Annotated in this window: 23 protein-coding genes; 14 read left to right on the top strand and 9 right to left on the bottom strand. The window is 63.9% G+C overall.

Annotated features, from left to right (window positions below; genetic code table 11):
- Positions 1–39 precede the first annotated feature (39 nt).
- The 7 genes from QD356_RS15635 (at position 40) to QD356_RS15605 (ending at position 8,219) form a co-directional block, all read left to right on the top strand.
- Complete coding sequence (locus QD356_RS15635; protein WP_043336266.1) at positions 40–1,230, top strand: class I SAM-dependent rRNA methyltransferase; 1,191 nt, start codon at positions 40–42, stop codon at positions 1,228–1,230.
- A 178-nt stretch (positions 1,231–1,408) separates the two neighbouring features.
- Positions 1,409–1,765, top strand: coding sequence for a DUF2007 domain-containing protein (locus QD356_RS15630; RefSeq protein ID WP_192839176.1), 357 nt, complete (start codon positions 1,409–1,411; stop codon positions 1,763–1,765).
- Positions 1,762–2,268 (top strand): thioesterase family protein, encoded by a 507-nt coding sequence (locus tag QD356_RS15625; protein ID WP_192839175.1) that lies wholly within the window; start codon positions 1,762–1,764, stop codon positions 2,266–2,268. The genes QD356_RS15630 and QD356_RS15625 overlap by 4 nt, the downstream gene beginning before the upstream one ends.
- A 143-nt stretch (positions 2,269–2,411) precedes the next feature.
- Positions 2,412–3,533, top strand: a complete 1,122-nt coding sequence (gene ald / locus QD356_RS15620; RefSeq protein ID WP_192839174.1) for an alanine dehydrogenase — start codon at positions 2,412–2,414, stop codon at positions 3,531–3,533.
- Between the two features lie 186 nt (positions 3,534–3,719).
- Positions 3,720–4,733, top strand: coding sequence for a tryptophan--tRNA ligase (locus QD356_RS15615; protein WP_107335903.1), 1,014 nt, complete (start codon positions 3,720–3,722; stop codon positions 4,731–4,733).
- A gap of 265 nt (positions 4,734–4,998) precedes the next feature.
- Positions 4,999–6,228 carry a YeeE/YedE family protein gene (locus QD356_RS15610; protein ID WP_192839203.1) on the top strand — a complete coding sequence of 410 codons (1,230 nt, stop codon included), beginning with the start codon at positions 4,999–5,001 and terminating at the stop codon, positions 6,226–6,228.
- 311 nt (positions 6,229–6,539) lie between these two features.
- Positions 6,540–8,219 carry an NAD-dependent malic enzyme gene (locus QD356_RS15605; RefSeq protein WP_043333048.1) on the top strand — a complete coding sequence of 560 codons (1,680 nt, stop codon included), beginning with the start codon at positions 6,540–6,542 and terminating at the stop codon, positions 8,217–8,219.
- Positions 8,220–8,351: 132 nt separating this feature from the next.
- On the opposite strand, the gene acnA is transcribed toward QD356_RS15605, so the two are convergent.
- Positions 8,352–11,111: an aconitate hydratase AcnA gene (gene acnA, locus QD356_RS15600; RefSeq protein ID WP_043333046.1), complete on the bottom strand. Its 2,760-nt coding sequence runs from the start codon at positions 11,109–11,111 to the stop codon at positions 8,352–8,354.
- A gap of 347 nt (positions 11,112–11,458) precedes the next feature.
- Between acnA and QD356_RS15595 the strand changes: the two genes are divergently transcribed.
- The 3 genes from QD356_RS15595 (at position 11,459) to trxB (ending at position 14,138) form a co-directional block, all read left to right on the top strand.
- Entirely contained in the window at positions 11,459–11,824 is a 366-nt protein-coding gene (locus QD356_RS15595) for a CPXCG motif-containing cysteine-rich protein (protein ID WP_192839173.1), read from the top strand.
- Between the two features lie 285 nt (positions 11,825–12,109).
- The gene (locus tag QD356_RS15590; RefSeq protein WP_043333044.1) at positions 12,110–12,712 is read left to right on the top strand and encodes a peroxiredoxin; all 603 of its coding nucleotides are present in this window, start codon (positions 12,110–12,112) and stop codon (positions 12,710–12,712) included.
- A 469-nt stretch (positions 12,713–13,181) separates the two neighbouring features.
- Positions 13,182–14,138: a thioredoxin-disulfide reductase gene (trxB, locus tag QD356_RS15585; protein ID WP_192839172.1), complete on the top strand. Its 957-nt coding sequence runs from the start codon at positions 13,182–13,184 to the stop codon at positions 14,136–14,138.
- 144 nt (positions 14,139–14,282) lie between these two features.
- On the opposite strand, the gene QD356_RS15580 is transcribed toward trxB, so the two are convergent.
- Complete coding sequence (locus QD356_RS15580; protein ID WP_192839171.1) at positions 14,283–14,534, bottom strand: SlyX family protein; 252 nt, start codon at positions 14,532–14,534, stop codon at positions 14,283–14,285.
- 608 nt (positions 14,535–15,142) lie between these two features.
- Between QD356_RS15580 and QD356_RS15575 the strand changes: the two genes are divergently transcribed.
- The gene (locus QD356_RS15575) at positions 15,143–15,607 is read left to right on the top strand and encodes a cold-shock protein (RefSeq protein ID WP_043333039.1); all 465 of its coding nucleotides are present in this window, start codon (positions 15,143–15,145) and stop codon (positions 15,605–15,607) included.
- A gap of 96 nt (positions 15,608–15,703) precedes the next feature.
- Here the strand turns inward: QD356_RS15575 and QD356_RS15570 are convergent, their stop codons facing one another.
- From QD356_RS15570 to map, 7 genes are all read right to left on the bottom strand, one after another.
- On the bottom strand, positions 15,704–16,117 hold the full coding sequence (locus QD356_RS15570; RefSeq protein WP_043333036.1) for a hypothetical protein: 414 nt from the start codon (positions 16,115–16,117) through the stop codon (positions 15,704–15,706).
- Positions 16,114–17,313: a succinyl-diaminopimelate desuccinylase gene (gene dapE, locus QD356_RS15565; RefSeq protein WP_225996629.1), complete on the bottom strand. Its 1,200-nt coding sequence runs from the start codon at positions 17,311–17,313 to the stop codon at positions 16,114–16,116. The genes QD356_RS15570 and dapE overlap by 4 nt, the downstream gene beginning before the upstream one ends.
- 158 nt (positions 17,314–17,471) lie before the next feature.
- Complete coding sequence (dapD, locus tag QD356_RS15560) at positions 17,472–18,497, bottom strand: 2,3,4,5-tetrahydropyridine-2,6-dicarboxylate N-succinyltransferase (protein ID WP_077377814.1); 1,026 nt, start codon at positions 18,495–18,497, stop codon at positions 17,472–17,474.
- A gap of 40 nt (positions 18,498–18,537) precedes the next feature.
- Entirely contained in the window at positions 18,538–18,939 is a 402-nt protein-coding gene (locus QD356_RS15555) for an ArsC family reductase (protein ID WP_318833295.1), read from the bottom strand.
- Positions 18,940–18,978: 39 nt separating this feature from the next.
- Positions 18,979–20,178 carry a succinyldiaminopimelate transaminase gene (gene dapC / locus QD356_RS15550; protein WP_192839170.1) on the bottom strand — a complete coding sequence of 400 codons (1,200 nt, stop codon included), beginning with the start codon at positions 20,176–20,178 and terminating at the stop codon, positions 18,979–18,981.
- Positions 20,179–20,393: 215 nt separating this feature from the next.
- Positions 20,394–23,105, bottom strand: a complete 2,712-nt coding sequence (locus QD356_RS15545; RefSeq protein ID WP_043333097.1) for a [protein-PII] uridylyltransferase — start codon at positions 23,103–23,105, stop codon at positions 20,394–20,396.
- A gap of 5 nt (positions 23,106–23,110) precedes the next feature.
- Entirely contained in the window at positions 23,111–23,902 is a 792-nt protein-coding gene (gene map, locus QD356_RS15540; protein WP_175089677.1) for a type I methionyl aminopeptidase, read from the bottom strand.
- Positions 23,903–24,217: 315 nt separating this feature from the next.
- Between map and rpsB the strand changes: the two genes are divergently transcribed.
- The 3 genes from rpsB (at position 24,218) to pyrH (ending at position 26,854) form a co-directional block, all read left to right on the top strand.
- A complete protein-coding gene (gene rpsB / locus QD356_RS15535) occupies positions 24,218–24,952 on the top strand; it encodes a 30S ribosomal protein S2 (RefSeq protein ID WP_043333027.1) in 735 nt (244 codons plus the stop codon).
- Positions 24,953–25,130: 178 nt separating this feature from the next.
- Positions 25,131–26,000 (top strand): translation elongation factor Ts, encoded by an 870-nt coding sequence (gene tsf / locus QD356_RS15530; RefSeq protein WP_043333025.1) that lies wholly within the window; start codon positions 25,131–25,133, stop codon positions 25,998–26,000.
- Between the two features lie 116 nt (positions 26,001–26,116).
- Entirely contained in the window at positions 26,117–26,854 is a 738-nt protein-coding gene (pyrH, locus tag QD356_RS15525) for a UMP kinase (RefSeq protein WP_225347344.1), read from the top strand.
- The last annotated feature ends 1 nt before the right edge of the window (position 26,855 follow it).

Genomic DNA, 26,855 nt, shown 5'->3' with positions numbered 1-26,855 from the left:
CGTCGTCCTGTCCCTTCCTCTGCTTTCTGGATATTTCCCGTGACTGAACGTCTGCGCCTGAAGAAGAATGCTGATCGCCGCCTCAAGGCCGGCCATCTGTGGCTGTACTCCAATGAAGTCGATACCGTCGCGACGCCGCTCAAGAACTTCGAGCCGGGCGCCCAGGCCATCATCGAGGCCAGCAATGGTCGTGCGATGGGTGTTGCCTACGTCAACCCGAACTCGCTGATCTGCGCGCGCATCGTGTCGCGCAACCCGGAACAGCGTCTGGATCGCTCGCTGCTGGTGCACCGCTTCAACCAGGCGCTGTCGTTGCGCGAGAGCCTCTATGACAAGCCGTTCTATCGTCTGGTCCACGGCGAAGGCGACCTGCTGCCGGGCCTGATCGTCGATCGCTTCGGCGACGTGCTGGTCTGTCAGCTCAACACCTTCGGCATGGAGCGTCTGGCGGAAGTGATCGTCGATGCGCTGCTCAAGGTCGTCAAGCCGACAGCCATCGTATTCAAGAACGATTCCAGCGGTCGCCGCCAGGAACAGCTCGAGCGCAACGTCGAAGTCGTCTACGGCGAGCTGCCGGAAAGCGTGCTGCTGGAAGAGAACGGCGTCCAGTTCACGGCGCCGGTACTCGACGGCCAGAAGACCGGCTGGTTCTACGACCACCGCGCCAACCGTGCCTGGTTGAACCGTCAGGTCGAAGGCAAGCGCGTGCTGGACCTGTTCAGCTACGTCGGTGGCTGGGGCGTGCAGGCGGCGGCGCATGGCGCCAGCGAAGTGCTGTGTGTCGATGCTTCCGGCGCGGCACTCGAGCGCGTCTCGGGCAACGCCGTGCTCAACGGTGTCGAGGACCGCGTCTCCATCGCGGAATCGGATGTCTTCGAGGCCCTCTCGGCTCTGCGTGCGGAAGGCGAGCAGTTCGACGTCATCATCGCGGATCCGCCCGCCTTCATCCGCAAGCGCAAGGACATCACCAACGGCGAGCGCGCCTATGCACGCCTCAACCGTGAAGCCATGCGCCTGCTGGGCCGTGACGGTCTGCTGATGTCCGGCTCCTGCTCCATGCATCTGGCGCCGGAGCGCCTGATGGATGTGGTGCGTGGCGCCGTGCGTCACCAGGACCGCCACGGTCAGGTCATCTTCCAGGGCCATCAGGCCAGTGACCACCCGGTGCACCCGTCCATCCCCGAGACGTCCTACCTCAAGGCCCTCGGTGTGCGCGTCTATCGCGACTGATGATGCCTGACGGCTACCAGGACTGATGGCTGTGCCATCCGGTATCGACGACAACGCCGCCCTTCGGGGCGGCGTTGTCGTCTGTGGCTTGTGAGTCGTCTGTGGCTTGCTTGTCTATCGACTGCGGCCCGCTTTTGGCTAATCGTCCATGGCTCATGGACTCTGATAGTCTGACGGCATGCATAGACGACTGACATCTCATCACAATCTCGTGCTGCTCGATCACTGGCGCAACCTGCTGGAAAGCGAGGGTATCCCCTGTGAGCTGCGCAATCGCCTGCTCGGCTCGGCCGCGGGTGAGTTGCCCGTGCTCGACTGCGAGCCCCAGCTGTGGGTGGCAGAGCATGACCTTGCGCATGCCCGCCGCCTGCTGGCGAGCATCGAGGCCGCGCCGGCCCTGCCGGACTGGCAGTGTGCCTGTGGCGAACATCTCGAGGGCAGCTTCAGCGAGTGCTGGGCGTGTGGGGCAAGCGCGCCGCAGCAGCCCGCACCACAGGCGCGTCCGCGCGATGAGGACCCGGAGTTCGTGGCATGAGCAAAGGCACCTCGAAGGCGAGCGCCGCGCCGCCGTTGACGCAAGATTCCCCCGGCTGGGCACTGCCACGCCCGTTCCTGTTGCCGATCAGCGTGAAGAAGAAGGCGCTGGATGGTTATGGTCACGTCAACAATGCCGAGTATGTGCGCTGGCTGGAGGACATCAGCTGGGCACACTCCGAAGCGTTGGGGTTTGGCCTGGCGCACTACCGTGAGCAGGACCGCGGCATGGCGGTGCACCGTCACGAGATCGACTATCTGGCCAGTGCGCGACTTGGCGATTCACTGATGCTGGCGACCTGGCTGGTGGATTGCGATGGTCGCCTGAGTCTGACGCGTCGCTTCCAGCTGCGCCGGTGCTCGGATGGCCAGACGCTGCTGGAGGCGCGCACGCGCTTTGTCTGCATCGAGCTCTCGAGTGGACGGGCCCGGCGCATGCCCGGCGCCTATCGTGAATGCTATTCGGCGGCGCTGGTGAGTGAGGAGGCTGCCAGTCAGCGATGATTCCTCGCATTCCACTGCATCATTGGCGTGTTTTGGTGAATCCTGCTGGTATCTGATTGGCGAGACGCTGACGAGTCTGCTGTGCTTGTAGCAGGCGTCGTGATGACGTCAGTGCATTCCGCCAGCAGTGCAAGGAGTTCACCATGCAGATTGCCGTGCCGAAGGAAATCAAGAACCACGAGTATCGCGTCGCCCTCACGCCTGCCGGTGTGCGCGAGCTGATCGCCCAGGGCCATGAGGTGATCGTCGAGTCTGGTGCCGGGGAGGGTAGTGGCTACCCCGATGCGCAATATCAGGGCGTGGGCGCGCGTCTCGAGTCGGACGTCGAGCGGGTCTTTCGCGACGCCGAGCTGATTCTCAAGGTCAAGGAGCCGCAGCCGGCCGAGGTGGCGCGGCTCACCCGCGGCCAGACCCTGTTCACCTATCTGCATCTGGCCGCCGCTCGTGAGCTGACCGAGAGCCTGCTGGAGAGCGGCGTGACGGCCATCGCCTACGAGACCATCACGGATGCCGACGGGGGGCTGCCGCTGCTGGCGCCCATGAGTCGCGTCGCCGGGCGCATGGCGATCCAGGCCGGCGCGCACGCGCTGGAGAAGGCGCAGGGCGGTATGGGCGTGCTGTTGCCCGGCGTGCCCGGCGTGCCGCCGGCACGGGTCACGGTGATCGGCGGTGGCGTGGTGGGGGAGAACGCGGCGCGCATGGCGCTGGGGTTGGGCGCCGAGGTGGTGATTCTCGATACCTCACTGGCGCGCCTCGAGACGCTGGATCATCGCTATCAGGGCCAGATTCGTACCGTCTATTCGACCTCCGAGGCGCTGGAGGAAGCGGTGCGGCAATCGGCGTTGATCATCGGTGCCGTGCTGGTGCCCGGGGCGGCGGCCCCCAAGCTGATTCGCCGCGAGCATCTGCGCAAGATGACGCCGGGCGCCGTGCTGGTGGATGTCGCCATCGATCAGGGCGGCTGCTTCGAGACCAGCCAGGCGACCACCCACGCCGAGCCGACCTACGTGGTGGATGGCATCGTGCATTACTGCGTGGCCAACATGCCCGGCGCGGTGGCACGTACCTCGACCCAGGCGCTGACCAGTGCGACGCTGCCGTATATCGTGCGCCTCGCCAATGGCGGCTATCGCGAGGTGCTGAGCCGGGACAGCCACTTTGCCGCGGGCCTCAATGTGCACGCGGGGCAATTGATCCTGCCGGAAGTCGGCGAGGCCTTCGACATGCCGGTGACTGCACTCGCCGAGGCACTGGCGAAGGAGTGAGCCGAGCGCGCCGGCCCTTACGAAGGCTGCACGCCTCAGGGTAAGATGTGGGACATATAGCGACAGGTCATGGTGGCTGCGTTCGAGGGATTCGAGCGGGCGCTGCCGCGGCCTGTCGTGATCCATTGTGAGCGAGTGCAGCCCCGCGGCACGACCTCCCGACCCAGACGCCCAAGAAGTGCATCCATGACCAAGACCCGCGTTCTTACCGGCATCACGACAACCGGCACCCCTCATCTCGGCAACTATGTCGGCGCCATCAAGCCTGCCATCGAAGCCAGTCAGGACCCGACGGTCCAGTCCTTCTACTTCCTCGCCGACTTCCACGCCCTGATCAAGTGTCAGGACCCGAAGCGCGTGCAGGAGTCGCGTCGTGAGATCGCCGCCACCTGGCTGGCTCTGGGTCTGGACACCGACAACGCCATCTTCTATCGCCAGTCGGACGTGCCGGAAATCCCGGAGCTGATGTGGCTGCTCAACTGCGTGTGCGCCAAGGGCTTGATGAACCGTGCGCATGCCTACAAGGGCGCCGTGGCCGAGAATGAAGAGAGCGGCATCGAGGATCTCGATCGCGGTATCAGCATGGGCCTGTTCAGCTATCCGGTGCTGATGGCGGCGGACATCCTGATGTTCAATGCGCACAAGGTGCCGGTGGGGCGTGACCAGATTCAACATATCGAGATGGCGCGCGACATGGCCGGACGCTTCAACCACCTCTTCAAGGGCAACTACTTCACCATGCCCGAGGCGGTGACCGACGAGAAATCCCAGCTGCTGCTGGGTCTCGACGGTCGCAAGATGTCCAAGAGCTACAACAACACCATCCCGCTGTTCGGCACCGAGAAGCAGCTGCTCAAGAGCGTGCGCAAGATCAAGACCAACTCGCTGGAGCCGGGCGAGCCGAAGGACCCGGATACCTGTTCGCTGTTCCAGATCTATTCGGCCTTCGCCACCGAGGCGGAAGTCGCCGCCATGCGTGAGCAGTACGCGGCCGGCATCGGCTGGGGCGACGCCAAGAACCAGCTGTTCGAATACCTGAATGATCACCTCAAGGCGCCGCGCGAGCGTTACGTCGAGCTGATGGAGGACCCGGCGCATGTCGAGGCGATCCTCAAGCGTGGCGCCGAGCGTGCCCGCGAAGAGGCCGCACCGATGATGGAGCGTCTGCGTCGCGCCGTCGGTCTGGGCAACTTCATCTAGGTCGCCCGTCCACGCTGCTCGATCGGCCCCCGTCATCTTCCCGGATGGCGGGGGTTTCTGTTGCTGGCACCGTCGTTTCAGAGGGTAGCGTCATCGGGGCTATCGGGCTGATGGCGCCCGGGGCGTGATGTCAGGCATATATCTGCGGGGAATGAAAAGCGTGCTGGAAATTCATTCACAGCTATAAAGCGACGCGTTAGGCTTGCCGCATCAATGCTTCAAGCATGCTGTATACACAAGGGGGTACGACATGAGTCAACACGCGATGCCGGGCAAGGCCAGTGAGCCTGCCCAGCCATCTAGCACCATCAACCCTCGCGCCGTCTGGGCGGGTGGGCTGCTGGTCATTGCCTCAGTGCTGCTGGGCCTGGTCGCCGGCTGGCGCCAGGGCCTGCTGCTGCTGATCGGCGGCGCGCTGGGCGTGGTGCTCTATCACGCGGCCTTCGGCTTCACCTCCGCCTGGCGAGTGTTCATCACCGAGCGTCGTGGCCGCGGCCTGCGCGCGCAGATGCTGATGCTGGCGATTGCCGTGGTGCTGTTCTTCCCGGTATTGGCAGCGGGCAGCCTGTGGGGACAGGACGTCTCCGGCTTCGTCTCGCCGCTGGGCACCTCCGTCGTGGTCGGCGCCTTCCTGTTCGGCCTCGGCATGCAGCTGGGCGGCGGTTGCGCCTCGGGCACGCTGTTCACCGTCGGCGGCGGCAATGCGCGCATGGTGATCACCCTGATCTTCTTCTGCGTCGGCTCGGTGATCGGCACCGCGCACTTCAGCTGGTGGCAGAGCCTGCCGTCGCTGCCCGCCGTCTCGCTGGTTGACAGCTTCGGCGCACTGGGCGGCATCATCGTCAGCCTGGTGCTGTTCGCCATCATCGTGCTGGTGACGCGCACGCTGGAGAAGCGTCGTCACGGTGAGCTCGAGAAGGCCGCCGTGACCGACAGCCAGCCGCGTGGCCTGTCACGTTTTCTGCGCGGCCCCTGGCCGCTGCTGGCGGGCGCCGTGGCGCTGGCGCTGCTCAACTTCGCCACCCTGGCGCTGGCCGGGCGTCCGTGGGGTATCACCTCGGCCTTCGCGCTGTGGGGCACCAAGGTCTACACCACGCTGGGCTTCGATGTCAGTGACTGGGGTTACTGGCAGGCGGCGGGCAACGCCAAGGCACTGGCGGCACCGCTCTACACGGACATCACCACGGTGATGAACATCGGCATCGTGGTCGGGGCGCTGGCGGCGGCGCTGCTGGCCGGCAAGTTCGCGCCGAAGTGGAACATTCCGCTGCGCTCGCTGGTGGCTGCCGTGCTGGGTGGCCTGCTGCTGGGCTACGGCGCGCGGCTGGCCTTCGGCTGCAACATCGGCGCCTACTTCGGCGGCATCTCCTCCGGCAGCCTGCATGGCTGGCTGTGGCTGGTGATGGCCTTCGCCGGCAACATGCTGGGCGTGAAGCTGCGTCCCTTCTTCGCCCTTGCGCCGCGCAAGCCGGCATCGCGTGCCGATCTGGCCTGAGCCATTCCCCGCACGTGACTGCGAACGCCTCGCTCCTTCCCCGTCAGGGGGATGAGCGGGGCGTTTCTCGTCATGCAGTACCCTTGTCTGCGCAACGCACGCCGACCTTGCACAGGCTGCCGGAGATAGCACTGCGCGTGCTATCATCATGCCTTGTTCGCACGTGGAAACTGCACGTCGAAAGGTCCCTCGGACGCCCGGTTGCCAGCAGGTCTTCTGCGGTGCTTCAGCGGGCATGCTGCGCTTGTCTGCCGGCATGCCGAGAAGCTTGCCGAGCGTGAGGTCGTCCCCACTGATTCAAGAGTCTCGCCATGACGGATACTTCCAAGCGCGCCCTATACGTTCCTTACGCCGGCCCGAGCCTGCTCGAGATGCCGCTGCTCAACAAGGGCAGCGCCTTCAGCCTCGAGGAGCGTGTCAGCTTCAATCTGATGGGCTTGCTGCCGCAGAATGTCGAGAGCATCGAAGAGCAGGTCGCGCGCGTCTACAGCCAGTATCAGCAGTGCGCCACCGACCTCGACAAGCACATCCTGTTGCGCTCGGTGCAGGACGACAACGAGACCCTGTTCTTCCGCGTGATCGAGGAACACCTCGAGGAGATGATGCCGATCATCTACACCCCGACCGTCGGTCAGGCGTGCGAGGAGTTCTCCAACATCTACCGCAACCACCGCGGCCTGTTCATTTCCTACCCGGACCGCGAGCACATGGATGACATCCTGCGCTCCGCGACCAAGGACAACGTCAAGGTCATCGTCGTCACCGATGGCGAGCGTATCCTGGGGCTGGGCGATCAGGGCATCGGCGGCATGGGCATCCCCATCGGCAAGCTGTCGCTGTACACCGCCTGTGGCGGCATCAGCCCGGCCTACACCCTGCCGATCTCGCTGGACCTGGGCACCAACAACCAGAAGCTGCTCGACGACCCGCGCTACATGGGCTGGCGTCACGAGCGCGTCACCGGTGATGACTACAACGCCTTCGTGGCCGAGTTCATCACTGCCGTGAAGCGTCGCTGGCCGAAGGCCATGATCCAGTTCGAGGACTTCGCGCAGGCCAACGCCATGCCGCTGCTCGAGCGTTACCGCGATGAAGTCTGCTGCTTCAATGACGACATCCAGGGCACCGCCTCCGTCGTGGTCGCGACCCTGATGGCGGCCTGCAAGGCCAAGGGCGAGAAGCTCTCCGACCAGCGCGTCACCTTCCTGGGTGCCGGTAGCGCCGGCTGCGGTATCGCCGAGATGATCGTGGTGGCGATGGTCAAGGAAGGCATGGAAGAGGCCGAGGCCCGCAAGCGCGTCTTCATGGTCGATCGCTTCGGTCTGCTGACCAGCGACATGGAAGGCCTCTACGACTTCCAGAGCCGTCTGGCCCACGATATCGACAGCGTGGCCGACTTCGGTGACCGCGGCCTGCTGGATGTGGTCAAGGCCGCCAAGCCGAGCGTGCTGATCGGTGTGTCCGGCCAGCGTGGCCTGTTCAGCGAAGACGTGATCCGTGCCGTGCAGGCTGGCTGCGAGAGCCCGCTGGTGATGCCGCTGTCCAACCCGACCTCACGCGTCGAAGCGACACCGGCGGAAGTCATCGAGTGGACCGACGGCAAGGCGCTGGTCGCCACCGGCAGCCCGTTCGCGCCGGTCGAGCACAATGGCCACACCCACGCGATCGCCCAGTGCAACAACGCCTACATCTTCCCGGGCATCGGTCTGGGGGTGCTGGCGTCCAACGCCTCGCGCATCACCGACAACATGCTGATGGCCGCCGCCAATGCGCTGGCCAACAACGCCCCCATCGTCCTTAAGGGTGAGGGCGCGCTGCTGCCGTCACTGGGCGACATCCAGGACATCAGCCGTCAGATCGCCTTCGACGTGGCACGTCAGGCTCAGACCGATGGTGTGGCGCTGACCTCCAGCGACGAGATCATCCAGGCCAATATCGAGAAGAACTTCTGGCAGCCGCGTTACCGCGCCTACCGTCGCAAGGCGTTCTGATTGCATCGGCGCCGCCAGTGAGCGCATGAAGCAGGTTGCATGAAACAGAGTGCGTAAATGAAGAAGCCCCCGCAGGCCATGCCTGCGGGGGCTTTTGTGTTGCAGTCAGCGCTGCGGTGAGCGACTGGCGGGTTACAGCATGCCGCGCAGCACGTAGTGGAGGATGCCGCCGTGACGGTAGTACTCCAGCTCGTTGTCGGTATCGATGCGGCACAGCGCCTCGATCTTCTGCTCACCCTTGTCGCTCTTGAAGGTGACCTGGACCTTGCCGCCGGCCGTCAGGTCATTCAGGCCGCTGATGCTGATTTCCTCATCACCGGTCAGCCCCAGCGACTGGCGGCTCTCGCCTTGCGGGAACTGCAGAGGCACCACGCCCATGCCGATCAGGTTGGAGCGGTGGATACGCTCGTAGGACTCGGCGATCACCGCGCGCACGCCCAGCAGCAGGGTGCCCTTGGCGGCCCAGTCACGTGAGGAGCCAGTGCCATACTCCTTGCCGGCGACGACCACCAGCGGCGTGCCTTCCTCGGCGTACTTCATGGCGGCATCGTAGATGGCCATCTGCTCGCCGGACGGCACGTGGCGGGTCTCGCCGCCCTCGACGCCATCGAGCATCTCGTTGCGGATACGCACGTTGGCGAAGGTGCCGCGCATCATCACTTCGTGGTTGCCGCGACGTGAGCCGTAGGAGTTGAAGTCCTTGACCTCGACCCCGTTCTCCTTGAGGTAGCGACCCGCCGGGCTGTCCGGTTTGATGGCACCGGCCGGAGAGATGTGGTCGGTGGTCACCGAGTCGCCGAGCATCGCCAGCACGCGGGCATTCTCGACATCCTGAACGGCTTCCGGCTCACGCTGCATTCCTTCGAAGAACGGCGGATGCTGGATGTAGGTGGAGTCCTTCCACTCATACACTTCGGCTTGCGGCACATCGATGGCCTGCCAGGTCTCGTCACCGTCGAAGACCTCGGCGTACTCCTTGCGGTACATCTCGGTACGCACCTGCTCGACGGCCTCGGCGATCTCGGCCTGACTCGGCCAGATGTCCTTGAGGAAGACGTCATTGCCGTCGGTGTCCTTGCCCAGCGGCTCCTTGGAAAGGTCGACCCGCACGGTGCCGGCGAGGGCATAGGCGACCACCAGGGGCGGCGACGCCAGCCAGTTGGTACGCACGTTGGGATGCACGCGACCCTCGAAGTTGCGGTTGCCCGACAGCACCGAGGCGACCGTCAGGTCACGCGTGTTGATGGCGTCCTCGACCGGTTCCGGCAGCGGGCCGGAGTTGCCGATACAGGTGGTGCAGCCATAGCCGACCAGGTTGAAGCCCAGCTCGTTGAGGTCATCCTGCACGCCGGCAGTCGCCAGGTAGTCGGTGACAACCTTGGAGCCCGGCGCCAGTGAGGTCTTGACCCACGGCTTGCTGCTCAGGCCTTTCTCGCGTGCCTTGCGCGCCACCAGGCCAGCCGCCAGCATCACGCTGGGGTTGGAGGTGTTGGTGCAGGAGGTGATGGCGGCGATGACCACATCACCGTGATCGAGGCGGAAGGTCTCGCCATTCAGCTCGCTGTAATCGCCGTTCTTCACCTCGCTCTGCTTGTCGTAGCTCTGCTCGACATCGACGGCGGTCTGGCCACCCTCGGACAGCCACTTGCCGTCCTCGATGTCCGGCACTTCGCCCAGCTGATCGCCGAGAATCTTCTCGAAGGTCTGCTTGATGTCGGTGAGGGCGACGCGGTCCTGCGGGCGCTTGGGACCGGCGAGGGAGGCGACGACCTCGGTCATGTCCAGCTCGAGCGTATCGGAGAAGACCGGCTCGTGGCCCGGCTCGCGCCACAGACCCTGCTCCTTGGCATAGGCCTCGACCAGCGCGACCTGCTCATCGGAGCGACCGGACAGACGCATGTAGTTGAGCGTCTCGTCATCCAGCGGGAAGAAGCCACAGGTAGCACCATACTCCGGCGCCATGTTGGCGATGGTCGCGCGGTCGGCCAGCGGCAGGTCATCCAGGCCGTCACCGTAGAACTCGACGAACTTGCCGACCACGCCCCGGCTTCTCAGCATCTGGGTGACGGTCAGCACCAGGTCAGTCGCGGTGATGCCTTCGTTGAGCTTGCCGGTCAGCTTGAAGCCGACCACTTCCGGAATCAGCATCGAGACCGGCTGGCCGAGCATCGCGGCTTCCGCCTCGATACCGCCGACACCCCAGCCCAGCACGCCGAGGCCGTTGATCATGGTGGTGTGGGAGTCGGTGCCGACCAGGGTGTCCGGGTAGGCGAAGGTCTTGCCATCTTCCTCGCGAGTGAAGACGGCGCGGCCGAGATATTCCAGGTTCACCTGGTGGCAGATACCGGTGCCCGGCGGGACGACGGAGAAGTTGTCGAAGGCCTGCTGGCCCCAGCGCAGGAATTCGTAACGTTCGCGGTTACGCTCCATCTCGATGCGGACGTTGTCCTTGAAGGCGCTCGGATCGCCGTAGTGGTCCACCATCACCGAGTGGTCGATGACCAGGTCCACCGGAGTCAGCGGATTGACCTTCTCGGGGTCGGCGCCGAGCTTCTTGACGGCGTCACGCATGGAGGCCAGGTCGACCACACCGGGCACGCCGGTGAAATCCTGCATCAGCACGCGCGCCGGACGATAGCCGATCTCGTGGGTGCTGGAGGCGGTCTTCTGCCAGTCGGCCAGCGCCTTGATGTCTTCTTTGGTCGCGGTTTCACCGTCCTCGAAGCGCAGCTGGTTCTCCAGCAGCACCTTGAGCGTGAAGGGCAGTCGCGTCAGGTCGCCAAGCGTGTCGGCCGCCTTCTTGAGCGAGTAGTAGTGATAGCGCTTGTCTCCGACTTCCAGCTCGGAGAGGGTGTCAAGCGAATCCAGTGACTGAGAGCGCTGGGAACCCATGATTCTCCTCCTTGTCGTTGTCTTCACCGGCCAGACTGCTGAAGTGTCGTTCAACAGGCGCGTCAGGTGCCTCGGCCGGATGCGACGCGTCGCGAGAGCGACTGCCAGGTCGCGGATGGTTGCCTACATAAGGCTATGGTCATCATGTGACAGGAATTCAAGCGCACACCATCATCGAGGATAGTGTGAAGCAAGGAACCCTGCGTCGCGTTCGCTGCCATAGAGATTGCCGCCACGACTCTCGCGCGGCGTGAATGCGGCCTCTAAGGTATCCAATGCAATGGCATCCGAAACGGTGCCAGCCGCAACGTCCGTCGCTTTCACCATCAGGCACAACGGAGGCTGTCATGAACGAACAAGGGCGCAGGCCGAGCGAATCCGGCGAGCTGCCGGAAGATGATGAGGTTCTGGATGCGGCGGTCGAGCAGTGGCTGGCGGAGCATTCCTCGGGGCAGTCCGATGAATGGCCGGGCCATGAGTTGCTGGAAGACAAGCAGGCGGGGGTGGTCAATGAGGCGCTGCATGAGGCGGAAATCAACTGCCCCTACTGCGACACGCCCTTCACGGTGTTCCTGGATCTGGACGAGGGCAGTCTGACCAACATCATCGACTGCGAGCGTTGCTGTCAGCCGATCCAGGTGCGCCAGCAGGTCGACCCGGTCAGTGGTGAGCTCGAAGGGCTGGATATCGGCCAGGATGACGACGTGCTGTGACGGCATCTCACCTGCGCGGCACGCTGGAATCGGCGCCGGCAGGCGTCAGTGACGCAAAGTGACAGGCTTGCAGGGGCAGGGCGCGGCAGATGCTGTATTCTGCAGCCAAGGTCACTTATGATCCCGACACCCGCTGTTGGCGTCATCGAGCTGCCATAGGCAATCTCTATGGTGGTGATTGCAGCAAACATTTGGCATCTGCCACACGTGGCGATTAGTCTGTGTGGCGATTCATCACAAAGGCGGTCCGCTGCCTTTATCATCATTATTCCTCAGGAGATCACCATGAGCGTATTGGTCGGACGTCAGGCCCCGGATTTCGAAGCCGCAGCAGTGCTGGGCGACGGTACCATCGTCGACAACTACAAGCTGTCTGATTCCAACGGCAAGCTGCGCGTGCTGTTCTTCTGGCCGCTGGACTTCACCTTCGTTTGCCCGTCTGAAATCATCGCCCACGACAACCGTCTGGCGAAGTTCAAGGAACTCGGCGTCGAAGTCATCGGTGTGTCCATCGATTCCCAGTTCACTCACCACGCATGGCGCAAGACCTCTCCGGACGCTGGCGGCATCGGTGAAGTCGGCTTCCCGATCGTGGCTGACGTCAAGCACGAAGTCACCCAGGCATACGGCATCGAGCATCCGGAAGCTGGCGTCGCTCTGCGCGCTTCCTTCCTGATCGACGAAGACGGTGTCGTTCAGCACCAGGTCGTCAACAACCTGCCGCTGGGTCGTAACGTCGACGAGATGGTCCGCATGGTCAAGGCCCTGCAGTTCCACCAGACCAACGGCGAAGTCTGCCCGGCAGGCTGGGAAGAAGGTCAGGAAGGTATGAAGGATACCGCTGAAGGTGTTGCCAAGTACCTGGCAGGCCACTCCAGCAGCCTGTAAGTCGCTGCCTGGACGAGATCAGCTCACGCGTCCGCGCTGACTGATCCCGCGACTGCCTTTCGAACCTTCGGTAATGAGTGTCTCGAGAGGTAGGCGAATCGGAAGCCGTCGCCCTTGGCGGCGGCTTCCGCGCATCTGGGCAATGCCATCCTGCGGGGGCGTGCTTGAGCATAAGCTTCTGCGATGCCGGTCTGAGTCCGGTGCTGAAAGCTGGCGGCGTCTGCGCTACTCTGCGCAGTCCTTGTTCGTCTCAACCAGCCCGGCGAGCCAGTCAGCCAGCGAGTACAAGTGCTTCCAGCGGGAAGCCTGCACGGGCGCCAGCCGGCCCGGGTCATCACGCCGTGTCCTGAACCATGTCGATCGCATGCGCCGTCTGCAGCGCTGTCGGTATCGTTCAGTACATTGATCGCCAGCCGCCGCCATTGCTGCTGGTGAAATCCTCCGCCTTCATCTGTCACTGAGGTCATCCATGAGCAATGTCCGTCACGAACGTCTGATCATTCTCGGTTCCGGCCCGGCGGGTTACACCGCTGCCGTCTACGCTGCACGTGCCAATCTCAAGCCGCTCCTGATCACCGGCATGCAGATGGGTGGCCAGCTGACCACCACCACCGACGTCGACAACTGGCCCGGCGACGATGCTGGCGTGCAGGGGCCGGAGCTGATGGAGCGCATGCGTCGTCACGCCGAGCGCTTCGAGACCGAAGTCCTGTTCGACCACATCAACGAAGTGACCCTCGGCGAGCGTCCGTTCCTGCTCAAGGGTGACAACGGCAGCTACAGCTGTGATGCCCTGATCATCGCCACCGGCGCCAGCGCGCAGTATCTGGGCCTGCCGAGTGAGCAGCAGTTCATGGGCCAGGGCGTCTCGGCCTGTGCGACCTGCGACGGCTTCTTCTATCGCAATCAGGAAGTCGTGGTGGTCGGTGGCGGCAACACCGCTGTCGAGGAAGCGCTGTACCTGTCCAACATCGCCTCCAAGGTCACGCTGGTGCATCGCCGCGATAGCCTGCGCGCCGAGAAGATCCTGCAGGACAAGCTGTTCGACAAGGTCGAGAACGGCAACATGGCGGTCGAATGGCACCACACCCTCGACGAAGTACTGGGTGACAACTCCGGTGTCACCGGCGTGCGTCTGCGTCATGTCGAGAGCGGTGCCACCAAGGAGTTGAGCTCGATGGGCGTGTTCATCGCCATCGGTCACCGTCCGAATACCAGCCTGTTCGAAGGCCAGCTCGAGATGCAGGGCGGCTATCTCAAGGTCCAGTCCGGCCTGGAAGGCAATGCCACCCAGACCAGCATCCCCGGTGTCTATGCCTGTGGCGATGTGATGGACCACGTCTACCGTCAGGCGATCACCTCTGCCGGTACCGGCTGCATGGCGGCGCTGGATGCCGAGCGTTATCTGGACGGCCTCATCGCCTGAGATCGCCCTGTCTGTAGCAACACTGTCTGATTCGAGAAAGTCTGATTCAGAACTGCCCGACCGGCCCCGCAGCCTCGCTGCGGGGCCGGTTTGCGTTCAAGGCCCAGCCAGGACTTGGCTGGGGGGCTGCGTGCCGCTGGCGGCTCAGTAATGGGGCGGCAGCTCGTCGTGTGGTTGTGCACTGAAAGGTGCTGTCGAATCTTTATCGCCTTGCTGCTCGCGCAGGGTGCGTAGCTGGCTGGCCATCAGCGCGGTGAGTCGCTCGAGTGTCTCTATCTGACGCTGCTGGGTGATGACGGTGCGATCGAGGGTCTCGAGCCAGTCATCCTGATGCGCGAGGCGCGATTCCAGTGCTTCCAGTCGGGCTTCCAGGCTGGGATCAGTCGAGGTTGTCATGCATCTGGGCTCCAGAGGGTGAGGGAATGGTCCGCGTGGGCAGTGGGGGAAGAGGGTGAGGTGGCCGCCGTTGGATGACGACTCATGCCATGACTCATGCCATGACTCATGCCACGATTTCTGAGCGATGGCACGCCGAATCATCGCTGCGGTCGTTGCCTGGATCGTTGTCGAATTACCGCAAAGTGTTGAAGGATTGTCACTGAGTTGCCTCAGACGCATCAGGAAGAGGCGTGATAGACTGTTGACAGTGCGATTGACTTATTTTTCGTATATCGCACTCATTGACGGCCTTCGATTGCCTGCGCTTCGCGCGTCATTGACAGGGCCGGTTCCATCGACTGATGTGGAGTTACCTGCATCACGAGCCACGACGTCATCAGAGCGATGCACAGGCATCTTCGCGTGTATCAGTGACGGTGACGGGCACCGCCGTGAGGCGCTGCATTCAGGCAGTTTCCCGACTGACGATAGCTTCTGTAACCCTGTCGTGCGGTCAGGCGCTGTCCATTGCGATCAAGGGCAGAACATTCTGATAGGGATCATCCGAAGCACTCATTTCTGTCCTCGCGTTACACCTCCACCCATTACCTAGAGAGTTTATCTTGATGAGTTCCAAGACGTTCTTCCGTTGTTTCATCATCAGCCTGTTGCTGGCACTGCCGGCACCGTTGCTGATTGCTGTCTTCATCACCCTGACCGGCGGCCAGCTGGCCGACACCCTGAGCCAGGCGCTTAGCGTCGAGGGCTTCGAGTTGGCGTACGCGGCTGCCGTCGCGGCCGTGTTCATCCTGCTGTTGATCGCGACGCTTGCCATTCCGGTGCTGTCTCCGCGCTCTGCAGTACTGGCTGAAGTCGAGGACGACGATCGTGAGATCGGCGAGGTCAAGTGGTTCAACGTCAACAAGGGCTACGGTTTCGTGACCCGTGAAAGTGGTGAAGATGTCTTCGTTCACTTCCGTGCCATTCGTGGCAAGGGTCACCGTACCTTGGCCGAAGGTCAGAAAGTGCGTTACCACGTCATCAGCAATGAGCGTGGCCTGCAGGCGGATGACGTGACGGTCATCACCTGATCGCTGACTCGCTCAGTGAAAGACGACAACGCCCCGCAGGCTAGCCTGCGGGGCGTTGTCGTTTCATGGTCTGTCTCACCAGAAGAGACGGGTCACTCAGCCCTTGTCCGGCCAGGTGAAGGCCTCTTCGCTGCCGTCGGCCATGACACGGAAGAAGCGGTCCGGCTCATCACCGGGCTGCCAGCTGCCCAGCGAGCAACGCGTCTCGACCTGCAGGGCCCGGGCGGCGGCGCGTGCGCAGTCGACATCGCGCGCCCAGGGGGTGCTGGCGCTGTCGAACCACAGGCTGGCGAAGCCATCGGCGACCTTCTCGACCACCAGCACCGCGATCTCGGCACCATCACGCGTGAGGCGCGTACGGTGCTGCAGCTTGCCGGCCGGCTGGAAGACGACGACCTGACCGAACTGCTCGCCCAGCCAGGCGCCCAGTGCTTCCAGGCTCAAGGGCTTGAGGTAGATCTCGATGTCCGGGTACTGCTCATCGGCGTCATTGTGCGGGGTGTCGCTCATGCCGTGGTCTCTTGGGTCGCGGGGACAAACAGGTATTCCAGGATGTGCTCGTAGGCGCTGGAGAGTCGGTCCAGATCGCTGGCCATGACGCGTTCATCGATCTTGTGGATGGTCGCATTGACCGGCCCCAGCTCGACGACCTGAGTGCCGAGCGTGGCGATGAAGCGACCATCGGAGGTGCCGCCGGAGGTGGACAGCACCGGCTTGCGCCCCAGTGCGCGTTCCACGCCGTGGATGGCGGCATCGACCAGCGCGCCTTCCGGCGTCAGGAAGGGCTCGCCGCTCAGGTTCCACTCGATCTCGACGTCCAGACCGTGCTTCTCGAGGATCTCATAGGTGCGACGCTTGAGGTCATCGGCGGTCAGTTCGGTGGAGTAGCGGAAGTTGAAGACCACTTCCAGCTCGCCGGGAATGACGTTGGTCGCGCCGGTACCGCCACGGATGTTGGAGATCTGGAAGCTGGTCGCCGGGAAGAAGTCGTTGCCGTTGTCCCAATGCTCGGCGGCCAGGGCGGCCAGCACCGGGGCGGCTTCGTGGATCGGGTTGCGCGCCAGATGCGGGTAGGCCACATGGCCCTGGATGCCCTTGACGTGCATGACCGCACCCAGCGAGCCGCGACGGCCATTCTTGATCACGTCACCGGCGTAGTCGGTGGAGGACGGTTCGCCGACGATGCAGTAGTCGAGGCGCTCGTGATGCTCGCGCAGATACTCGACCACCGCACGGGTGCCGTGAACCGCCGGGCCTTCCTCATCGGAGGTGATCAAGAAGGCGATGCGGCCTTCGTGATCCGGGTTGGCGGTGACGAAGCGCTCGGTGGCGGTCAGCATCGCGGCCAGCGAACCCTTCATGTCGGCGGCGCCACGGCCACACAGGAAGCCGGCATCGTCGATGCACGGCGAGAACGGCGGATACTGCCAGTTGGCTTCCGGGCCCGTCGGCACGACATCGGTGTGGCCGGCGAAGGCCAGCACCGGACCATGATGGCCGCGCACCGCCCAGAAGTTGTCGACATCGCCGAAGGGTAGCCGCGTGATGGTGAAGCCCAGCGCCTCGAGGCGTTCGATCATCAGGGTCTGGCAGTCCAGGTCGTCCGGCGTGACCGAGGGGCGTGAGATGAGATCGAAGGCCAGCTCCAGCGTCGGAGACAGATCGGCGGGGCGTGGCGGAAGCGGTGCGTTTGAATCAGTCATCATGGGCCATCGCTGCAGGCGTCATCGCGAGGAGCGACAGCGCGAAATTCGGGGGGAGAGACGAAGTGTCTTCACGCCGGCTCGGACACTGCTGCCCGAGCCGGGAAATGCCACGACGGCCTGCCAGAGGTGTAGCCCCTGACAGGCCATCGTCACGCGCCTCAGTTGTGGGCGTGCAGGGCATCGTTGAGCGCGATGGCGCTCTTGTTGGTGCGGCACTCGACACGGCCGGTGACGGAGTTGCGACGCAGCAGCAGGTCGTCCTGGCTGGCCAGCTCACGGGCCGCGACCGTCTCGACTTCCTGGCCTTCGTTGTCGAAGACCATGACCTTGGTGCCGGCGGTGATGTAGAGGCCAGCTTCCACGGTGCAGCGATCGCCCAGCGGGATGCCGATACCGGCATTGGCGCCGATGAGGCAGCCTTCACCGACCTTGATGACGATGTTGCCGCCACCGGACAGGGTGCCCATGGTGGAGCAACCGCCGCCCAGATCAGAACCCTTGCCGACGAAGACGCCCGCGGAGATGCGGCCTTCGATCATGCCCGGGCCTTCGGTGCCGGCATTGAAGTTGCAGAAGCCTTCGTGCATCACGGTGGTGCCTTCGCCCAGGTAGGCGCCCAGACGCACGCGTGCGGTATCGGCGATACGAATGCCGGTCGGCACCACGTAGTCGGTCATCTTCGGGAACTTGTCGACGCAGTCCACGGACAGGGTGCGACCTTCCAGGCGGGCCTTGAGGCGACGCGCCGGCAGCTCTTCGATGTCGATGGCGCCTTCGCTGGTCCAGGCGACATTCTTCAGCAGACCGAACATGCCGGTCAGGTCGATGCCGTGCGGACGCACCATGCGGTGAGACAGCAGGTGCAGCTTGAGGTAGACCTCCGGCACGCTCTGCGGGGCGGCGTCTTCCTCGATGAACATGGCGACCAGCGGGCGCTGGCTGGCGGCCAGGCTCTCGGCCAGTTCGGCCTGGGCGCTGTCACCGGCGTCGCGCAGGGCGCTGGCCAGGGCGGCGCAGTGTTCCGGGAGGAAGCTGGTGGCGGTGGTGCCAGCCGGTGCGTCCAGTGCCTTGCGAGCGGCGTCAGCAACGGCAGCGGTCGGCTTGAACAGCGGGGCAGGATAGTAGACTTCCAGCCAGTCGCCGGTGGTGTTCTGGGTGCCGATTCCGAGGGCAAGGCTCAACATCGTGTCAATCTCCGGGGTGTCCAGTGGTGTAAGGGGTAACTCAGTCCTGCGGTTCGTAGACCGCCTTGTCATAGCCGATCACCAGATCCATCTCATTGTCGGCGGGATGACGCTCGAGAATGGGACGCTTGATCAGGGTCGGGTGCTCCAGCATCAATGCGCGTGCCGAGTTGGCATCGAGGCTGTCACGCTGTTCATCGCTCAGGTTGCGCCAGCTGGTGCTGCGCTTGTTGAGCAGGCTGCTCCAGGCGGTCTGCTCCAGCCAGGATTCCAGCAGGCTGGCGGAGAGGCCATCCTCACGCAGGTCATGCCAGCGATAGGGCACGCCCCGGTCGTCGAGGGCGCGGCGCGCCTTGCGGCAGGTATCACAGGTCTTGATGCCGTAGAGCACGTGCATGGCGGTCTCCTTGAGCCAATCCACCCCGCCGGGCGGGGCTGTCATCCAGTGTTGGGCTGCTGTCAGCCCGTGCAGGCCTGGCACTCAGCGCAGGCGCTCGACGAAGCGACGCAGGCGCTGGGCGGCTTCGACGGTCTGTTCCAGTTCGGCCACCAGCGCCAGACGAATGCGTCCGGCGCCCGGATTCACGCCGTCCACCTCGCGCGCCATGTAGCTTGCCGGCAGCACGCCGACCGCCTCTTCACGCAGCAGTTCGCGGGTGAAGGCGGCGTCGTCACCGCCGGGCACGGCGGGATACAGGTAGAAGCTGGCTTCCGGAGTCGGGAAGTCCATCACCGGCGCGAGGATTTCGGTCACGGCGGCAAACTTCTCGCGGTAGGCATCGCGATTGGCCAGCACGTGGGCTTCATCATTCCAGGCGGCGATGGAGGCGTACTGGTGATGCAACGGCATCGCGCAGCCGTGATAGGTGCGGTAGTGACGGAAGCGACGGATCACCTCGCCATCGCCGGCCACGAAGCCGGAGCGCAGGCCCGGCAGGTTGGAGCGCTTGGACAGCGAGTGGAAGACCACACAGCGCGCATAGTCATCGCGGCCCATGGCGGCACAGGCCTGCAGCAGTCCCGGCGGCGGCGTGGACTCGTCGAGATAGAGCTCCGAGTAGCACTCATCGGAGGCGATCAGGAAATCGTGCTCGTCAGCGAGGCGAATCAACTGCTGGAAGTCCTCCAGCGGTGTCACGGCGCCGGTGGGATTGCCCGGCGAGCAGACGAAGACGATCTGGGTGTCACGCCACACCTCGGACGGCACCGCCGCGTAGTCGGGGCGGAACCCATTCTCGGCGGGGCAGGGCAGGTAGGTGACCTCACCGCCGGCCAGCAGCGTCGCGCCTTCGTAGATCTGATAGAAGGGGTTCGGCACCAGTACGCGCGCTGGACGGCTGCTGTCCAGCGAGGCCTGGATGAAGGCGAACAGTGCCTCGCGGGTGCCGGTGACCGGCAGGACCTGCTGGTCGATATCCGGCGTGGCATTGAGCGAGAAGCGCTTCGCGAGCCAGTCGGCGATTGCCTGGCGCAATTCCCCCAGACCGCCGGTGGCGGGGTATTTGGCCACGCCCATGATGTGCTCGCGCAGGGTGTCGAGCACGAACTCGGGCGGCGCGTGACGCGGTTCGCCGATGGTCAGTGCAATCGGGTCCAGGGCGGGATTGGGCACGACGCCCTCGCGCAGCTTGGCCAGGGTTTCAAACGGGTAGGGCTTGAGCTGGTCGAGATCCGGGTTCATGCACGTTCCATGGGTGATGGCCGTGGCAGTCAGGCTGCCGGCCGAGCAGGGAGGAAGGCGTCCGCGAGTCACCGGACTGCCATGCAGGTCGACTCGCGATTATAGGGAAGCCGGCCGGTCCCCTCAATCGCGGGGTGCCGGCCGGCGCTTTCCCTCTGTACTCTCGTCACGCGCCGTCACGCGCCGTCACGCGCCGTCACGCGCCGTCGCGCGTCTCAGCCGCGCTCGCCGACCTCGAGGACTTCGGTGAGGGCGTCACGCAGGCGTGTCTGGCGCTCGGGGTCGGTGATGGGTTCACCGGCGCGGTCGGTGATGAAGAAGATATCCTCGACGCGCTCGCCGAGGGTGGCGATCTTGGCGGCATCGATGGCGATCTCGTGCTCCATGAACACGCGGCCGATGCGCGCCAGCAGGCCCGGGCGGTCCGAGGCGATCACTTCCAGCACGCTGCGGCCGTTGGTGTAGTCCTGACTCAGCGTGATGCGCGGCGCGATGCGGAAGTGCTTGAGCTGGCGCGGCGTGTGGCGATTGACGATCACCGAGTAGTCATCCGGGTCATCCAGCTCTTCGACCAGATGGGTACGGATATCGGCCAGGCGTGCGGCGTCGCGGATCGGCTCGCCGTCATCGTCGAGCAGGATGAAGGTGTTGAGCGTCCAGTTGTGGCTGGAGGTGGCGATGCGCGCATCGTGGATCGAGAGCCCCAGCTGCTCCAGCGCCGCGGCAGTGGCGGCGAACAGGTTGTCCACCGAGCGAGTGTGGATGAAGACCTTGGTGCCGCCTTCGGTCATCTCCTCGGTGGGCGCGCTGGTCAGTACCAGCGGCAGCGGCTCGCCATGCTCGTCGAGCTGCGGGGCTGCCTGGCGCGCCAGGATCCCCTGGGTGTGCCAGGCCACCTCGCTGGGGGCATAGCGCACGAAGTAGTCGTCGCCGAGGCTGGCCCACAGCGCCTCGGCGTCAGTGCGGGTGGTGCCCATGCCGGCCAGCAGGGACAGCGCTTCCTCACGGGTCTCGGTGATCCACTCGTGGCGCTCCGGCGGATGCTCGAGGCCACGGCGCAGCGCCCGGCGCGTCTCCATGTGCAGCTGGCGCAGCAGTGCCGCACGCCAGCCGTTCCACAGCGACGGGTTGGTGGCGTTGATGTCGGCCACCGTCAGCACGTAGAGATAATCGAGGTGCGTCTCGTCGCCGACGATCTCGGCGAAGCGGGTGATGATCTCGGGGTCGGCGATGTCCTGCTTCTGGGCGGTCATCGACATCAGCAGGTGGTGGCGCACCAGCCAGCTCAGGGTGCGGGTGTCACGCGGGCTGAGGTCATGACGGCGCGCGAAGTCCTCGACTTCCTCGGCACCGATCTCGGAGTGGTCGCCGCCACGGCCCTTGCCGATGTCGTGATAGAGCCCGGCGATCCACAGCAGCTCCAGCTTGGGCAGCTCGCGGATCAGGGTCGCGGCGACCGGGAATTCCTCCTCGGCATCGGGGGCACGGAATTCCTGGGCGACCTTGAGCAGGCGCAGGGTATGCGCATCGACGGTGTAGACGTGGAAGAGGTCGTGCTGCATCAGCCCCACGGCGCGCCCGAAGGCCGGCAGGTACTTGCCGAGGATGCCGTAGCGCGCCATGCGCTTGAGTACGCGGGGCACGTTGCCGCCACAGCGCATCAGCTCCATGAACAGGCTCTGGTGGCGCACGTCGTCGCGGAAGGCGTCGTCGATCTGGTGGCGATGATCACGCAGCGCGCGGATGGTGTCGGCGCGCACGCCCTCGATCTCCGGGTGCTGCGCCATCAGCAGGAACAGCTCCAGTAGCGCGGCGGGGCGGCGGCGGAACACGCCTTCCTCGCGCAGGCTGATGTAGCCGCTGCGGATCTCGAAGCGCGGATTGAGCGGCACGATGTTGACCGGCTCGTCATGGCGCAGGATGGCCTCGTCGAAGTGCTGCAGCAGCATGTCGTTGAGGCCCGCCAGGGCGGTGACATGGCGGTAGTAGCGCTTCATGAACTGCTCGACCGCCAGATGCTCGGGCGTGTCGCGGAAGCCGAACAGCTCGGCGATGGTGCGCTGGTGGTCGAACAGCAGCCGGTCCTCGGCGCGTCCGGCCAGCATGTGCAGCGCGAAGCGTACCTGCCACAGGAAGGCCTGGCCCTGGCTGAGAATGCGTAGTTCGGCATCATTCATGAAGCCCAGCGCGACCAGGTTGTCGTAGCGCTCGACCCCGAAGTGGCGCTTGGCGACCCAGCCGATCATCTGGATATCGCGCAGGCCGCCGGGCGACGACTTGATGTTGGGTTCGAGGTGATATTCGGTGTTGGCGAACTTGTGGTGGCGAGCGATCTGCTCCTGCCACTTGGCCTCGAAGAAGGCTTCGGCCGGCCACAGACGGTCAGTGGCCAGACGTTCGCGCATGGCCTCGCGCAGCCGCTGCGGGCCGGCGATGACACGGGATTCCAGCAGGTTGGTGATCACGGTGACATCGGCGCGTGCCTCACGCTCGCAGTCACTCAGCGAGCGCACGGACTGGCCGATCTCGAGACCGATGTCCCACAGGAAGGTGATGAAGTCGGACAGCGCCTCACGATAGGGCGTGTCGTCGTCCTGCTCCAGCAACAGCAGCAGGTCGATGTCGGAGTGCGGGTGCAGCTCGCCGCGGCCGTAGCCGCCCACGGCGAGCAGGGCGATGCCGTCATCCGGCCAGGTCTGGCGCTGCCAGGCGATGGCCAGCAGGCGGTCGATGGCGCGGGCACGACCATGGATGAGGTCGCGGATGTCGGCACCCGCCTTGAAGCGAGCCTCGAGACGCTCCTGTACCTGTGCCAGAGCCCGCTTGAACAGCGGGATGGGTGTCTTCGTCGTGGCCAGCTCGCCGTCGAAGGTGACGGCATCGTAGAGCGCTTCACGCTCGACGAAGTGATAGTGGTGCAGGAGCATCTTGATCAACCCTCGAGGAAGGAGAGGTCCTCTTCCGTGCGACGTGTCAGTACCTCGACGCCGGTGGCGGTGACCAGCAGGGTGTGCTCCCACTGGGCCGAGAGGCTCTTGTCCTTGGTGACGGCTGTCCAGTCGTCCTTGAGGACCTTCACCTTGTAGCCACCGACATTGACCATCGGCTCGATGGTCAGGCACATGCCTTCCAGAAGCTCGGCGTCGGCACGGGCTTCGTAGCCGTCATAGTGCAGCACCTGCGGGTCTTCATGGAAGCCGGCGCCGATGCCGTGGCCGCAGAAGTCACGCACGACACTGTAGCCTGCCGCTTCGGCATGCTTCTGGATCGCGCGACCGATTTCTGACAGGCGTACGCCCGGGCGTACCAGCTCGATGCCTTTATAGAGGCATTCCTGGGTGATGCGGCACAGACGCTCGGCCTGGATGCTCGGCTCGCCGACGATGTACATCTTCGAGGTGTCGCCGTGATAGCCGTCCTTGATCACGGTGATGTCGATGTTGAGGATGTCGCCTTTCTTGAGCTTCTTGTTGTCATCGGGGATGCCGTGACAGACCACGTGATTGATCGAGGTGCAGATCGATTTCGGGAAGCCGTGGTAGTTGAGCGGTGCCGGAATGCAGCCCTGAACTTCGGTGATGTGGTGGTGCGCGATGCGGTTGAGCTCGCCCGTGGTGACGCCGGGACGGACATGCTCGTCGAGCAGCTCCAGCACTTCAGCCGCCAGACGGCCGGCGACGCGCATCTTGTCGATTTCTTCAGCTGTCTTGATGGGAATGTTCATGAGGACTCGAGGCAGGAGATAAGAGGGATGAAACGCCGCCAGGCCGCGCGTGACGGGGGAATGGCGCGACGCATCGCATGCCGCGTCGGGCAGTGGCGACTTCATATCGTGGTCGAGCTATGGTATAAAGCCGCGCGCTTTCCTGCAAATTCTCCTCGATCGGCCACCTCCGGGCGCCTGGCCGAGGCGAGATTGAAGGACTGACGTACATAACCCCAATCCACACACGTTCCGTCACATGGTCCCGGGTGCCGCGCAAGCGGTCGGATCCATGGGGGACGTGGAGGCCCAACCCGATATCCAGGAGATATTCACATGGCGCAAGTCAACATGCGCGATCTGCTCAAGGCAGGCGCACACTTCGGTCACCAGACCAAGTACTGGAACCCGAAGATGTCCAAGTTCATCTTCGGCGCTCGCAACAAGATCCACATCATCAACCTCGAGCACACCCTGCCGGCGCTGAACGAAGCCGTGTCAGTGGTCGAGAAGATGGCTGCCAATGGCAACAAGATCATGTTCGTGGGCACCAAGCGCGCTGCCGGCAAGATCATCAAGGAAGAAGCTCGCAAGGCTGGCCAGCCGTACGTCAACCATCGCTGGTTGGGCGGCATGCTGACCAACTTCAAGACCATCCGTCAGTCCATCAAGCGCCTGCGTGAAATCGAGCAGATGCATGAAGACGGTACCTTCGCGAAGCTGACCAAGAAAGAAGTCCTGATGGCCACTCGTGAGCAGGACAAGCTCGAGCGCTCCATCGGCGGTATCAAGGACATGGGCGGCCTGCCGGACGCAATGTTCGTGATCGACGTTGACCACGAGCGCATCGCGATCAACGAAGCCAACAAGCTGGGCATCCCGGTCATCGGCGTCGTCGATACCAACTCCAACCCGGACGGCGTGGACTACGTCATCCCGGGTAACGATGACTCCATCCGCGCCATCCAGATCTATGTCCAGGCAATTGCAGGCGCCTGTGGCAAGAACAAGGAAGAAGAGCTGGCCGGTGAGTTCGTCGAAACTGCTTCTGAAGAAGACGCAGCAGAGTGATCCTGGCGGCTTGATCTGACTGTCACAAACGCTGCGCTACACTAAGTGCGGCATGGCCTAGCCAGGTGGCAGTCAGGTCAGGCAATGAGGGGGCCACGGCCCCCTCATTTGCGACCGTTCAGCGGTCGTGACCGAATTCCCGTATTCAAAGACGTCGACACGACAGAGGTTTCATCCCATGGCAGCTATCAGCGCATCTATGGTCAAGGAACTGCGTGAGCGTACTGCGCTCGGCATGATGGAATGCAAGAAGGCTCTTACCGAAGCCGGTGGCGACATCGAGCTGGCGATCGAGAACCTGCGCAAGAACTCCGGCCTGAAGGCCGCCAAGAAAGCTGGCCGCGTGGCCGCTGAAGGCGCCATCGTCATCAAGGTCGCCGACGACGCCAGCTACGGCGTGATGGTCGAAATCAACTCCGAGACCGACTTCGTCGCTCGTGATGACAATTTCAAGGCCTTCACCCAGCTGATCGCCGATCGTGTGTTCGCTACCAAGAACACCGACATCGCTTCCCTGATGGAAGGCGAGCTGGAAGACACCCGTGGTCAGCTGGTTCAGAAGATCGGTGAGAACATCTCCGTTCGTCGTGCCGAGCTGGTCGAAGCGCCGGCTGGCGGCGTCGTCGGTGGCTACGTCCACGGCGGCCGCATCGCTGCGCTGACCCTGCTGAACGGCGGTACTGGTGAAGCAGCCAAGGACGTCTCCATGCACGTCGCAGCCGTCAACCCGGTCTGTGCACGTCCGTCCGACATGCCGCAGGAACAGATGGACGCTGAAAAGGCCATCATCCTTGCTCAGCCGGACATGGCAGGCAAGCCGGCGGAAATCGCCGAGAAGATGTCCCAGGGTCGTCTGAAGAAGTACCTGGCTGAGAACAGCCTGACCGAACAGCCGTTCGTCAAGGATCCGAACCAGACCGTCGCCGAGTTCGTCAAGGCAGCCGGTGGTGAAGTGGTATCCTTCGTACGCATGGAAGTCGGTGAAGGTATCGAGAAGGAAGAAGTCGACTTCGCAGCTGAAGTCCGTGAGCAGGCCAGCCGCGCGTAAGGGCTGACTGTTTTCGCTTCTCATGATGGCGTGCGCATAGTCGCACGCCATCGTGTATCTGGCCCCCGCCTTCGGGCCGCCCCGTTCCCCGTATGTCAGTATCAGGAGAGATTCGCATGGCCACCATTTCCGCTGAACGCAATGCCAAGTACAAGCGCATACTGCTCAAGCTTTCCGGTGAGGCCCTGATGGGCGATGGCGATTTCGGCATCGACCCCAAGGTGCTGGATCGCATGGCGCTGGAAATCGGTCAGCTGGTGGGCATCGGCGTCCAGGTCGGCATCGTCATCGGTGGCGGCAACCTGTTCCGTGGCGCAGCCCTGCAGGAAGTCGGCATGGAGCGTGTGACCGGTGACCATATGGGCATGTTGGCGACCGTGATGAATGGTCTGGCGCTGCGTGATGCGCTGGAACGCTCCAACATCCGTTCACGCGTGATGTCTGCCATCCCGATGAGTGGCGTGGTAGAACATTATGATCGCCGTACCGCCATCCGTTATCTGACGTCTGGCGATGTGGTCATCTTCTCCGCCGGTACCGGCAACCCGTTCTTCACTACCGATTCCGCTGCCTGTCTGCGCGGTATCGAGATCGACGCGGATGCCGTCATCAAGGCAACCAAGGTGGATGGTGTCTACGACAAGGACCCGGTCAAGTTCCCGGATGCCGTGAAGTACGACAGCCTCAGCTACGATGATGCGCTGGACCAGAAGCTTGGCGTGATGGATTTGACCGCCATCTGCCTGGTACGTGACCATGACATGCCGGTGCGGGTGTTCAACATGAACAAGGCAGGCGCGCTGCTCAACCTGGTGGTGGGTGGCAAGGAAGGCACGCTGATTGATAGAGGGTAAG

Source organism: Cobetia sp. 2AS, assembly GCF_029846355.1.
In the GTDB taxonomy this organism is placed as follows: Bacteria; Pseudomonadota; Gammaproteobacteria; order Pseudomonadales; family Halomonadaceae; genus Cobetia; species Cobetia amphilecti.
The sequence above is the reverse complement of the archived record's forward strand: the minus strand, read 5'-3'. Positions and strand labels throughout refer to the sequence as shown.